At 29.7% G+C, this 13517-nt stretch carries 14 protein-coding genes; 13 read left to right on the forward strand and 1 reads right to left on the reverse strand.

Annotated elements, in window-relative coordinates:
• Positions 1-187 precede the first annotated feature (187 nt).
• On the reverse strand, positions 188-388 hold the full coding sequence (locus tag FHG05_RS15515; RefSeq protein WP_140999022.1) for a twin-arginine translocase TatA/TatE family subunit: 201 nt from the start codon (positions 386-388) through the stop codon (positions 188-190).
• Positions 389-636: 248 nt separating this feature from the next.
• Here FHG05_RS15515 and FHG05_RS15520 point away from each other — a divergent pair, with 248 nt between their 5' ends.
• From FHG05_RS15520 to FHG05_RS15580, 13 genes are all read left to right on the forward strand, one after another.
• Complete coding sequence (locus FHG05_RS15520) at positions 637-1389, forward strand: murein hydrolase activator EnvC family protein (RefSeq protein WP_317130152.1); 753 nt, start codon at positions 637-639, stop codon at positions 1387-1389.
• Between the two features lie 2 nt (positions 1390-1391).
• The gene (locus tag FHG05_RS15525; RefSeq protein WP_140999024.1) at positions 1392-2891 is read left to right on the forward strand and encodes a GH3 auxin-responsive promoter family protein; all 1500 of its coding nucleotides are present in this window, start codon (positions 1392-1394) and stop codon (positions 2889-2891) included.
• A 13-nt stretch (positions 2892-2904) separates the two neighbouring features.
• Entirely contained in the window at positions 2905-3783 is an 879-nt protein-coding gene (locus FHG05_RS15530; protein ID WP_140999025.1) for a carboxypeptidase-like regulatory domain-containing protein, read from the forward strand.
• 44 nt (positions 3784-3827) lie between these two features.
• Positions 3828-5519, forward strand: coding sequence for a DUF6909 family protein (locus FHG05_RS15535; RefSeq protein ID WP_140999026.1), 1692 nt, complete (start codon positions 3828-3830; stop codon positions 5517-5519).
• Positions 5520-5525: 6 nt separating this feature from the next.
• Positions 5526-6488: a hypothetical protein gene (locus FHG05_RS15540; protein WP_140999027.1), complete on the forward strand. Its 963-nt coding sequence runs from the start codon at positions 5526-5528 to the stop codon at positions 6486-6488.
• A 2-nt stretch (positions 6489-6490) separates the two neighbouring features.
• Positions 6491-7501, forward strand: coding sequence for a dTDP-glucose 4,6-dehydratase (rfbB, locus tag FHG05_RS15545; protein WP_140999028.1), 1011 nt, complete (start codon positions 6491-6493; stop codon positions 7499-7501).
• 34 nt (positions 7502-7535) lie between these two features.
• The gene (rfbA, locus tag FHG05_RS15550; protein ID WP_140999029.1) at positions 7536-8399 is read left to right on the forward strand and encodes a glucose-1-phosphate thymidylyltransferase RfbA; all 864 of its coding nucleotides are present in this window, start codon (positions 7536-7538) and stop codon (positions 8397-8399) included.
• Between the two features lie 2 nt (positions 8400-8401).
• On the forward strand, positions 8402-8953 hold the full coding sequence (rfbC, locus tag FHG05_RS15555) for a dTDP-4-dehydrorhamnose 3,5-epimerase (protein ID WP_140999030.1): 552 nt from the start codon (positions 8402-8404) through the stop codon (positions 8951-8953).
• Entirely contained in the window at positions 8947-9864 is a 918-nt protein-coding gene (gene rfbD, locus FHG05_RS15560) for a dTDP-4-dehydrorhamnose reductase (protein WP_140999031.1), read from the forward strand. Before rfbC ends, rfbD begins: the two co-directional genes overlap by 7 nt.
• A gap of 4 nt (positions 9865-9868) precedes the next feature.
• Positions 9869-10975 carry an acyloxyacyl hydrolase gene (locus FHG05_RS15565; protein ID WP_140999032.1) on the forward strand — a complete coding sequence of 369 codons (1107 nt, stop codon included), beginning with the start codon at positions 9869-9871 and terminating at the stop codon, positions 10973-10975.
• Positions 10972-11712: a GIN domain-containing protein gene (locus tag FHG05_RS15570; protein ID WP_140999033.1), complete on the forward strand. Its 741-nt coding sequence runs from the start codon at positions 10972-10974 to the stop codon at positions 11710-11712. The genes FHG05_RS15565 and FHG05_RS15570 overlap by 4 nt, the downstream gene beginning before the upstream one ends.
• 152 nt (positions 11713-11864) lie before the next feature.
• Positions 11865-12569, forward strand: a complete 705-nt coding sequence (locus FHG05_RS15575; RefSeq protein WP_140999034.1) for a class I SAM-dependent methyltransferase — start codon at positions 11865-11867, stop codon at positions 12567-12569.
• A 4-nt stretch (positions 12570-12573) separates the two neighbouring features.
• A complete protein-coding gene (locus FHG05_RS15580; protein ID WP_140999035.1) occupies positions 12574-13515 on the forward strand; it encodes a glycosyltransferase in 942 nt (313 codons plus the stop codon).
• The last annotated feature ends 2 nt before the right edge of the window (positions 13516-13517 follow it).

The raw sequence follows: 13517 nt of genomic DNA on the forward strand, positions 1-13517 counted from the left end.
GTTATAAAAAAAACTAATTAAGTATAAATATTAATTAACAAAAAGCTAATTAAAAGCAGTTGATGTGGATGAAGTCAGAAAGAGAATTCAGTTAACGATGATACTGTAAAATAAAAAAATCCAAATTCCGATTTTAAACTTAGTTTAAGTTGGAATTTGGATTTTTAGTATAAGAAATTTAGTAGACTTATTCTTTCGTATCGTCTTCTTTTTTAGTCAATTTTTGGTCTTCTTCTTTCATAGCGTTTTTAAATTCTTTCACACCACCACCAAGACCTTTCATTAATTCTGGAATTTTTTTACCACCAAATAACAAAAGTACAATAACGACTACTAGTATTATTTGTGGGGTTCCTACAACACCTAAAAAAATTGTTAATGCATTCATGATTTCAAATAATTAAAGGTACAAAGATAACAAGAAAATGATAAACCTATATTTTTTAACTAATAATTATACTGTTTTTCCTAAAAAACCGTTGTAATTAGTATATTTGTGAGTCTATAATTGAAAGTGAAATGACTAAAAAAAGAAAAAAAAGGCAGATACTTTTAAAGAAGCTTTTCAACAAGAGACGATTAGTTATTCTTAATGAGGATACTTTTGAAGAAACGTTCTCATTAAAATTAAATCTAATGAATGTTTTCGTTGTTGTAACACTTTCAGCCATTTTTTTAATCGGAATTACCACTTACATTATTGCTTTTACTCCTTTAAGGGAATACATTCCTGGATATGCTTCCACGCAGTTGAAAAAAGATGCGATGAATTTAGCTATCAAATCCGATTCCCTTCAAAAATCAGTTGAAATAAATAACCTCTATATTTCCTCAATTAAAAAAGTATTGACTGGAGATTTAGAATACGCTAAATTAAATAAAGATTCCTTAATTGCTTCTGAAAAACAAACGATTGACGAAAGTGTTTTAGCCACTAAAGAAGTTGAAAAAGAACTAAGAAACAAGGTTATTCAAGAAGATAAATACAATGTTTTCGAAAATGCTAAACCTAAAGTAAACTTCGTCTTGTTTTCACCAGCAGAAGGAACCATTATTGAAAACTATAATGCTAAAAATAACTTTTTAGCCGTTAAAATTGCTTTAGCAAACAATACCCCTATAAAAGCGGTAGCTTCTGGAACTATAATTTTTTCTGAATGGACTCCTTCTTATGGATATGTGGTTATTATAGAACATCAAGAAGGTATTTTATCTGTTTATAAAAATGCAGCGGCCGCTACAAAAAAACAAGGTGATACTGTAAAATCTGGAGAAGTTATTGCTTTAGCCGGAAATTTAGCTACAACAGATGAAAATAGTACCTTACGCTTTGAACTATGGAAAGATGGTTTTCCAATAAATCCTACTCAGTTTATTAACTTTCAATAAATATGTCAATTAAGACTTTTGCTGCAAAAATTTTTGCCAAAAAAATACATTTGAAAAATCAACATTGGATTGATAATCCAGTTGCTACTCAAAAAAAAGTATTTCTAGAGTTGATAGCGCAAGCTAAAGATACGCAATTTGGTAAAGATCACGACTTCAAAAATATAACTACTTTTCAGGAATTTGCAGAAAAAGTACCTATTCGAGATTATGAAGATTTAAAACCCTATATTGAAAAGGTAATCAAAGGAGAAGAGAATATCCTCTGGAAAGGAAAACCACTCTATTTTGCAAAAACTTCGGGAACCACCTCAGGAGCGAAATATATTCCGCTTACTAAAGAATCCATGCCTTTTCATATTGAAGCGGCTAGAAATGCTATATTAAATTACATTAATGAGACAGGAAATGCAGGTTTTGTAAATGGGAAAATGATATTTCTTCAAGGAAGTCCTATTTTAGAAGAAAAAAACGGTATTAAACTGGGTAGATTGTCAGGGATAGTGGCTCATTTTGTTCCTAAATATTTACAAAAGAATCGTATGCCTAGTTGGAAGACTAATTGTATCGAAGATTGGGAAACAAAAGTGAATGCGATAGTGGAAGAAACCCTTCATGAAAACATGACGGTTATTTCCGGAATTCCTTCTTGGGTACAAATGTATTTTGAGAAATTACAAGAACGTGCACATAAGCCTGTAGGTGAAATTTTTAAAAATTTCAATTTGTTTATTTATGGAGGTGTAAATTATGAACCCTATCGTGCAAAATTTGAGAATTTAATAGGAAGAAGAGTTGATTCCATCGAACTCTTTCCTGCTTCTGAAGGGTTTTTTGCTTACCAGAATTCCCAACAAGAAAAAGGCATGTTATTGCTTTTAAATTCAGGAATTTTCTATGAATTTGTTAAAGCAGAAGAATTTTATAACACACCTAATGGTTTACCTGCAAAACGCTATACAATTGGTGAAGTGGAACTCGGTGTTAATTATGCTTTACTTATTTCAACTAACGCAGGACTTTGGTCGTATAATATTGGCGATACAATTCAGTTTACCAGCTTAAAACCTTATAAAATTATTGTTTCTGGTAGGATAAAACATTTTATCTCTGCATTTGGAGAACATGTAATTGCCAAAGAAGTTGAAAGTGCTTTAGAAGAAGCAATTCAGGATACTTCAATCCAAATAAATGAATTTACTGTAGCACCACAAATTACTCCTGTAAATGGATTGCCTTACCACGAATGGTTGATTGAGTTTGAACAAGAACCGGTTGACTTGGAAGATTTTGCCTTAAAAATTGATACTGCTATGCGCAAGCAAAATGTGTATTATGATGATTTAATTACCGGTAAAGTTTTGCGAACATTAGTAATTTCAAAAGTAGAAAAAAATGGTTTTCAGGAATATATGAAATCTATAGGTAAATTAGGAGGCCAAAACAAGTTGCCTCGATTAAGTGACAACAGAAACATTGCAGATAAACTAAAAACAAAATAGCTATTACTATTACATGAAATTAAAAACTCCATTTTTCGTATTCTTACTGCTGAGTAGTTTTTCTATTTCAGCACAAATTAGAGGCGTAGTAAGAGATAGTATTTCAAAAGAACCTATTCCTTTTGTTAACATTTGGATTGAAAATCAAGAAATAGGTACCACATCAGATTTTGATGGTAGTTTTGCTATTACTGTAAAAGAAGGAAATCCTAACCTTGTTTTTTCTGCTTTAGGATTTTATAAAAGAGTAGTTAAAGCTTCAGAAGCAAAAGAAGTTTTTTTAAAAGCAGCTGTAATTGAATTAGATGAGGTAGTTGTTTTAAATAAAAAAGACACAAAAGAAATTGAAATTGGAAAAACGCCTAATGCCATTTTACAAACCTTTGATAATGGACCAAAAATAGAAGCGAAATACTTTCCATATAAAGAGTCATACAAAAAAACACCTTTTATAAAAAGAGTAAGTATTCAAACCGATTGTAAAATTGATGAGTCTACTATAAAAATACATTTTTACGCTGTCAATGAAGATGGTTCACCAGGAGAAGAACTATTAAACAAAGACTTTTTGGTTAAAGTAAAAAAGGGAATTTTACGAAATAAATTTGATGTTTCCGATTTTAACCTTGTAATTCCAAACAACGGAATTTTTGTTGCCTACGAAAAACTAATGATAGAAAGCAATAAATTGGAAAGACAAATAGTGGATCCATACACGAAAAGAGAAAAAACTCAAAAAACCTATTATCCTCTTGTGTTGTACAATTATGTAGAACGTGATGTCTTGTACAGTTTTTATGGAGGAAAATGGAATAAAAAAATAAATGAACAAAATCCAAAAGACAAATTAACCATATTTGAACCTGCGATTAATCTTATATTAACCAACTAAGAAATAAAAATCTTACCTTTGCTGGTTAGATAAATAAAATATTAATGAAGGACATTAAAAACATTTCGCGTTCTAGAGCGCAAGAGTCGTCGGCAGCTATTGAACGACTGTACATTACCATGAGACATTTATTTAACAGAGGTTTTTACAAACCAATGGGTGTTTCAGGAGAAACTTTAAGAGAAGCTTTACTATCACTACGACCAGAAATCTATGGTAGTATAGCAGAAGAAAAAGTAGAACTTAATGGATTACTTTATGTAATTGAAAGGTTACCTATAGGAATTGAAGAATGTAGGTATATTAATTTAACTTCAGATGAAGGATATTCTAATTCTCATTTTAAAGCGATTGTTCCTCCAAAAAGAAGAAGAAACTGTTATCGTATCGATGATGAGCAGATGAATGTAGAAATTACAAGAGGACGTTCTGATATATATGATATCTTAACCCATCTTACTTTTGTTTTTATCGAGTCGCATAAAATTAAAAACAGAGTTTTAATTGCAGATGATGGTTCGGTAACAAGAGATTGGCAAAAATTAGAGCAAGTAGTTAATCAAACTAAAAAACTTACTTTGATAGAAAGAGAAAAAGCCATTTCTCATGCAGCTAACGTGCTTGGAAGAACTTTTGCAGAAGTAAAAGATATTTATGATGATTTTGCTACTATAGATGCTCCTGACCGATTTATACATGTGGTGTACTGGTTAGGAAGATTAGCAATTGAAGAAATTGTAGATAATAATAAAAGAACCATCACCTTTAGTCCTATTTTAAGAGAGCGTTTAGGACATCATATATATGGCGATATTTGGGCAACCAATATTAAAGAAGTATTATTAGCCAATAATTTAATTGATAGACCACTTCATATTATTAGTGCTAATATGCATAGTGTGATGAACTCCATCTTTGCAGAACCCGTTATTGGAAAAAAATATAAAGAAGCATCTCCCTTTCAAATATTTGAAGATTTAAGTAGTTCAAATAATAAAGACATACGTAAAAAGGTGGAAGAATATGCATTTAAACAAGGAATGCTCTTTTTACCTGATACTTCAGGAACCAATATAGATGTACAAATTTTTGATACCGCCAAAATAGACTTAAAGAAGACTGTTTTTTCAAACGCTTCATTAGAAACGGAAAAACCTGTTTTAATTGTAATGGATTATGCTTTTGGGGAGCAAGCTTTTGAAACTATAGATGAGCTTTTAAAACCCTTTAAAACAGATAAAAAGAACAAACTGTTTTTAAATGTCGAATCCGTTTCTATAATGGGTAAAGCAGGTATTCTTCAAGGAGGTAAAGGTGATATCATGATTCCTAATGCTCACGTAAATGAAGGTACTGCTGACAATTATCCTTTCGAAAACGAATTAACAGCAAGTATGTTTGAAGGTAATGATATTCCTGTTTTTTCTGGACCTATGATTACCGTTTTAGGTACATCTCTTCAAAATAGAGATTTATTAAAGTTTTTCCATGAGTCAACTTGGGAAGCTATTGGATTAGAAATGGAAGGAGCGTATTATCAAAAAGCAATTCAATCTGCTTCTAAAATTAGAAAAAGTATTAATGCAAATGTAAAAGTTCGTTACGCCTATTATGCTTCTGATAACCCTTTAGAGACAGGAAGTACTTTAGCATCTGGTGGACTTGGAACTACAGGTGTAAAACCGACGTATTTAATTACAATTAAAATTTTAGAACAAATATTTAACATAAAATAAAAGACTATGAGTACAAACTCAAAAGATCAAGAAGTTGATTTAGGACAAATTTTTAAAAGTATTAAGGGTTTTTTTGAATCTATTTTAGATCGTTTTTTTGAATTTATTTTATTTCTAAAAAATAATAGTATCGTCATTATCATACTTTTGATTTTAGGTTTTACACTAGGGTATTTTTTGGACCAAAAAAATAAAACCTATGAACATGAGATTATTGTAACTCCAAATTTTGGAAGTGCAGATTACTTATATGCTAAAATTGACCTTTTAAATTCTAAGAAAAAAGAAAATGATACTTTATTTTTTAGCTCTATAGGTGTAAATGAACCAAAAAAAATGGGTATTATAGAAATCGAACCCATTGTAGATGTATACAAATTTGTAGATAATAAAAAAGAAAATTTTGAACTAATTAAGTTAATGGCTGAAGAAGGTAATTTAAAAGAAATTATTGAAAACGACATTACAAGTAAAAATTACCCTTTTCATAAAATTACATTTAATACGGTTGAAACAACTACAAATAAAAATACGATTGACCCCATTTTAAAGTTTTTAAATGATTCTGATTATTTTACTGCCATACAGAAACAAAATTTAATAAATATTAAAGCTAAGATGGTTGCAAATGATAGTACTATTGCTCAAATAAACGCTTTATTAAATGAGTTTTCAAGCAATTCAATTAACCAAAAAAGTGACAAACTTATTTATTATAACGAAAACAATTATTTAAATGATATTATTAAAACAAAAGAAAATTTAATAATTGAACAAGGGAATAATAAAATCAACATGATTAACTTGGATAAAGTTATTAAAGATATAAGTGTCAATATAAATAAAAAGAGTCTTAAAGGAATAAGAGGTAAATTAAAATTTATTATTCCGTTTTTATTTTTAATTATCTTTTTCAGTTTCATAACATTAAAAGTTTTTTACAAAAAACAAATTGCTAAAAGAAGTTAGTTATGAAATCGATATTAGTAACTGGTGGAGCAGGTTTTATTGGTTCAAATTTTATTCCTTATTTTTTAGAAAACAACCCAGAATTCCATATAGTTAATCTGGATGCATTAACATACGCAGGTAATTTAGAAAATTTATCAGAAGTAAAAGATAGGGCTTCTTATACGTTTATTGAAGGTGATATTTGTGATAGACACTGGGTGGAGCAATTGTTTGACCAATATCAATTTCAAGGTGTAATTCATTTTGCAGCAGAAAGTCATGTTGACAATTCCATATCTGGACCGGAAGCTTTTATTAAAACTAATGTATTGGGTACATTCAATCTTTTGGATTCGGCTCGTAAATTATGGATGAAAGGGCCAAATGAATATAAAGAAGCGTATCAAAATGCTAGATTTCACCATATCTCTACTGATGAGGTTTATGGAACTTTAGGTGAAACAGGATTGTTTCATGAAACTACGCCATATGCTCCAAATAGTCCATATTCTGCTTCAAAAGCTGGATCAGATATGATTGTGAGGAGTTATTTTCATACTTTTGGAATGGATGTTGTCACAACGAATTGTTCCAATAATTATGGCCCAAAACAGCATAATGAGAAGCTTATACCCACAATTATTAGGAAAGCTTTATTAGGTGAAAATATTCCAATTTATGGAGATGGAAAGAATGTACGTGATTGGTTATATGTTTTAGACCATTGTAAAGGAATTGAATTGGTATTTAAAACAGGAAAATCTGGTGAGACCTATAATATTGGAGGGCGAAATGAAAAAAATAATTTGTATATAGCAGATAAAATTTGCACAATTTTAGATCAAATGAAACCCAAAAAAATGGGGAGTTATAAAGAGCAGATTACTTTTGTAAAAGATAGACCAGGTCATGATTTACGCTATGCTATTGATGCTTCTAAAATAGAAAATGAATTGGGTTGGAAAGCAGATGAAAACTTTGATACTGGAATTGTAAAGACTATTGAATGGTATATTAATAAGTTTAATTAGCTGCCAGCTGTCAGCATAAAGTATAAAGCCAAACATGAAAGGAATAATATTAGCAGGAGGATCTGGAACCCGTTTACATCCATTAACACTAGCAGTTAGTAAACAACTGATGCCTATCTATGATAAGCCCATGATTTATTATCCCCTATCAACCTTAATGTGGGCAGGAATTAGAGAAATATTAATAATTTCTACTCCTCAGGATTTGCCCCTATTTGAAAAGTTACTAGGTGATGGAACTCAATTGGGATGTCGCTTTGAATATGCAGTACAAGAAAATCCGAACGGTTTAGCTGAAGCTTTTATCATTGGAAAAGATTTTGTAGGAAATGATAAAGTAGCTCTTATTCTGGGGGATAATATTTTTTATGGTACAGGTTTAGCAGAATTATTACAAGCTAATAACAATCCAAACGGAGGAATCGTTTATGCGTATCATGTACATGATCCAGAACGTTATGGTGTAGTAGATTTTGATAAGAATGGGAAAGTATTATCTATAGAAGAAAAACCGCTTCAACCAAAATCGAATTACGCTGTTCCTGGAATTTATTTTTATGACAATCAAGTTTTAGAAATAGCAGCAAATATTAAACCCAGTCAGCGTGGTGAATTAGAAATTACCGATGTAAATAAAGTTTATTTAGAAAAAGGAAAGCTTCAAGTATCTATTTTAGATAGAGGGACGGCTTGGCTCGATACAGGTACCTTTCAGTCTTTAATGCAAGCAAGTCAATTTGTACAGGTAATAGAAGAACGTCAGGGTTTAAAAATTGGTGCGATAGAAGAAGCGGCTTATAAAATGGGTTTTATTACTAAAGAAGCCTTAGAACTTTTAGCAGAACCCTTATTAAAAAGTGGTTATGGTAAACACTTAATGAGTTTGATTAAAGAATAATTATGACATTTTTAGAAACTAAATTAAAAGGATGTTTCATTATTGAACCGGCTATATTTCACGATGAAAGAGGTTATTTTATGGAAAGTTACAATGAAAAAAAATTTTCCCAAATAGTAGGTCAACAGGTTCATTTTGTTCAAGACAATCAATCTTTTTCTACCAAAGGAGTACTTAGAGGACTACATTATCAATGTGGTGAATTCGCTCAAGCAAAGTTAGTACGTGTTTTACAAGGTGAAGTCTTAGATGTAGCAGTAGACATTAGACCAGATTCAGCTACTTATGGACAATATGAAGCTGTAATTTTATCCGCAGAAAATCAAAAACAATTTTTCATTCCAAGAGGTTTTGCTCATGGGTTTTTAGTTTTAAGCGAAACTGCTACGTTCTTTTATAAATGCGATAATTTTTATAATGCAGCTAGCGAAGGAGGAATAGTTTATAATGATGCTAACTTGGCTATAGATTGGAAAACTCCTTTAAAAGACCTTATCATATCATCTAAGGATATAGCGTTACCCACATTAGAGAAAGCTAAAAAAATATGGTAGTTTTAGTTACAGGCAGCAATGGTCAATTAGGACAAGCTTTACAAGCTCTTTCTGAGCGTTATCCTTTTTTCCAGTTTGTTTTTTGTAATTCTAAAGAATTAGACATTACTAATAAGGTAAATTGTAAAGCTGTTTTTGAAAAGTACACTCCTGATTTTTGTATTAATGCTGCAGCTTATACTGCAGTGGATAAAGCTGAATCGGAGCCCGAAAAAGCTTTTGAAATTAATGCCAATGGTGCTGAAAATATTGCGGAAAGTTGTAAGAGACACAATACTATTTTATTGCATATTTCAACTGATTTTGTTTTTGACGCCTATTATTCTAATAACATTGCCTATTATGATAAAGAACTGAGATTGCCTCTTAAGAGCAATTTAGGGCTTACTGAAACAGATGTTCCTTTTCCGGCAGGAATTTACGGTTTAACCAAATTACAAGGGGAACAAGCAGTTCAACATACTTGGGAGAAACATTTTATCCTACGAACGTCATGGGTATATTCTGAATTTGGGACCAATTTCTTGAAGACGATGTTACGATTGGCGTCTGAAAGAGATACTTTATCTGTAGTTGACGATCAAATTGGAACACCTACGTATGCAATAGACTTAGCCGAAGCTTTGTTACAGATGATTTTATTTTGTACTTCCAGAAACATTTTGGATGACCTATTTGGAACGTATCATTTTAGTAATGAAGGAAATTGTTCATGGTATGATTTTGCTCATGAAATTTTCAAAGAGAAAGATATAACTATCAATTTGCAACCCATACCTACCACGTCTTATCCTACACCTGCAAAAAGACCACAGTATAGTGTTTTGGATAAAACCAAAATAAAAAAAGTCTTTGATTTAAATATTCAAAATTGGAAAATAAGTCTTCAAGATTGTCTTCAAAAAGTATAAGGGAATGAAACTAATTTTATGCATCTCTTTGTTCTTTTTCTGTTTTAGTTCTTTTTCTCAAAATCAAGAAAAAGCAAACACCTATTTTGATGTTCATTTTTTTCGCGGAAACATCTATAAGCATAAAGACGAAGTGAGTCATTTAATTAGTGGTCATCCGAATGGTTTTTTGTTAAGCTATAATTGGAAGACAAATGGGAATAAGGAATGGCATCAAGCTTATAATTATCCCGATTATGGGATTTCTTTTCATTATATTGACTTTAAAAACAATTATTTAGGACATAATTTTGCTTTAGGAATTCATTATAATTTTTATTTTTTTAAACGAAATTTAATGTTCCGAGTGTCGCAAGGAATTGGTATGACATCTCACCCTTACGATAAAGAGGCCAACAACAAAAACATTGCTTTTGGAACTAAATTAATGGACAACACCTATTTTTTATTACAATACAAAAAAGAAAACATAATAAATGGCGTGGGTTTGCAAACCGGGTTTTTATTGAATCATTTTTCTAATGGTAGAATTAAATCACCAAATATTGGTTTAAATACCATAGCATTTAATTTTGGAATTAACTACAATTTTGATGAAGAACAAGAAATAAAGAGAGATTCATTACTTCCTAAGTCTAATTTTGTTGAACCTATTCGTTATAATATTGCTTTTAGAACAGGGGTTTCTGAAGGACCAATTCCTAATTTAGGTCAACGTCAATTTTATCATTTAGGTTTTTATGTAGATAAAAGAATTGGTAGAAAAAGTGCTTTGCAAGCAGGAACAGATATTTTCTTTTCTCAATATTTAAAAGACTATATTCAATTTGTATCAGTTGCATATCCTGAAGATCATAAAAACTATACAACTCCCAATACTGATTATAAAAGAATAGGTTTGTTTTTAGGACATGAATTATTCATTAATAAAGTGTCAGTCGAAGCACAATTAGGATATTATATTTATAAACCGTTTCATTATGAAGATAATATTTATCAAAGAGTTGGCTTAAAATATTACCTTTACAAAAACTGTTTTACAGGAGTTGGTTTAAAAACACATAGAGGCAGAGCTGAAGCTGTAGAAGCAACCTTAGGAATACGATTATGATAAAAGTTAATTTATATATTGTACTAGTAGTATTGTTAGTTAGTTGTGGTATTTCTGAAGATTGTTTTAAAGGGAACAGTAATTCAGTGACACTAACTTTTCCTTATGAGAATTTCACTAAAATAAAAGTATATACAGGTGTTGGATTAGTAATTAAAGAAGGTCCAATTTATGAAGTAAAAGTTGAAACAAAAGAAAATATTAAAGGTGATATTGAAGTTTTTTTAGACGGTGATTTTTTAGTAATAAAAGATAATTCTACGTGCAATATAGCAAGAGATTATGGTGTTACTACAGTATCTGTTACGGCACCAAATATAGAAGAAATACATAGTAAAACAGATCAAGATATCAGAAGCGATGGGGTTTTAAAATATGGTTTGCTACGATTGTTTTCTATTAGAGATGACGGTGATGGTGCAGGTACTGGAAATTATTTCATTATTTTGGATTCAAACGGTCAATTTGTAGTAGAGAGTAATTCGTTCTCAAATTATTATATTGAAGGGAAGTGTAAGGAAATGCTTTTAAATTTTTATAATGGAGAAGGTAGGTTTGAGGGAGAATTTTTTGAAGCCGATAGTATACACTTATATCATAGAGGCTCTAATGATATGATTGTTAGACCTATTGAAAAAATAGATGGGGAAATACTTTCAACAGGAAACGTCCTTTTAAAACATTTACCCAATACAATTGATGTAGAACAAAGATTTACGGGAAGATTAATTTATTAAATTTCCAAAAAAATACATAGAATATAATATGCAATATGTTTTATATTATCTTAAAAAAAAATTATCAATTGAGTTGTGACTTATTGATATTACAATAATTGAAACATATATTAATTACTTAAAAAAAGAACTAGACACCTAAATTTTCAAATATGAAAGATTATATTGGTAATGAACTTGAACTTTTTAAATATGCTATAAACTGGAAACAATATTATAAAAGTAAAATTAATAAATATTTAAAAGATGATCTTCTTGAAGTGGGAGCTGGTATTGGAGAAACCACTTTTTCATTGTGTGATGGTTCGCAAAAATCTTGGATTTGTATTGAACCAGATGCGGCTTTAATTAATATCATAAAGGAAAAGAAAGAAAACGGGTACCTTCCTTCAATGATTGAAATAAAAAAAGGAACTATTGATAATCTAGATAAAGAACAAAAGTTTGATACTATAATTTACATTGATGTAATTGAACATATCGAAATGGATTCTCAGGAGTTAATTAAAGCAAGTAATTTCTTAAAACCAAATGGCCATTTAATCATTTTAGTTCCCGCACATAATTATTTGTTCAGTAAATTTGATGCAGCCATTGGTCATTTTAGAAGATATAATAAAAAGAGTCTTGAAAAAATTATTCCTAAAGACTTACTAAAAAAAGAATTAATTTATTTAGACTCGGTTGGACTTTTAGCTTCGCTTATGAATAAATGGTTTTTAAAACAAGATTACCCTAAACTAAAGCAAATTACATTTTGGGATAGAGTAATGATTCCTTTTTCAAAAATTATAGATCGACTAATCTTTTATAAATTAGGCAAAACAGTTGTAGGTGTTTGGCAAAAAAAAGGATAAATATATGGCTCATAATAAAAAAGTTATTTGTTTAACACCTGTTTATAACGATTGGGAGAGTTTTAAAATTCTAATTCAAAAAATAGAAAGTCTTTATTTTTTAGAATCAAAAACAATTGACATTCAGGTTATTGCAATAAATGACGGCTCTTCTCTAGAATTCTTTGACGATAATTTTACAAAGGTCCCTTTTTCAATAGTAAATTTAAAAAAAAACGTGGGTCATCAAAGAGCAATCGCAATTGGTTTACAATACATAAATGATCAAATTAATAATTTTGATTATGTAGTAGTTTTAGATAGTGACGGTGAAGATAGACCAGAAGATATTATCACTTTACTACAAAAAGCAGAAGCATTAAATAGCAAAAAAATAATTTTTGCGCAAAGAAAAAAACGACAAGAATCGCTAGTGTTTAAAATAGGTTATTTTTTTTACAAACAATTCTTTTATTTTTTAACAAAACAAAAAATTAACTTTGGAAATTTTAGTTGTATTCCAGCTGAATTATTAAAAAAGATAATCGTTCAGGAAAACTTATGGAATCATTATTCAGGAAGTATTATTCAATCGAAAATTCCATTTGACAAAATCCTTTTAGATAGAGGAAAAAGATATGCAGGAGAATCCAAAATGAACTTTACTAGTTTAGTATTACATGGTTTAAGTTCAATAGCTGTTTATTTTGATATTCTTTCTGTAAGAATTTTAAAATTTACTTTTATTGGAGTATCGATATGTATTTTTTCTGTTCTAGTTGTACTCTATTTTAAATTTTTTACAGACCAATCCGTACCTGGTTGGGCTTCAAATTTATTATTAATTATTTTTAATATTATACTACAATTATTTTTAATAACCTTAATTGTTTTATTAATGCAATTAAGCTCACGTAAAAATATTATACCTCCAAAAACAGATATTTATAAAGATTTTATTGATTAGAA

Source organism: Flavobacterium profundi (assembly GCF_006491645.1).
Lineage (GTDB): Bacteria > Bacteroidota > Bacteroidia > Flavobacteriales > Flavobacteriaceae > Flavobacterium > Flavobacterium profundi.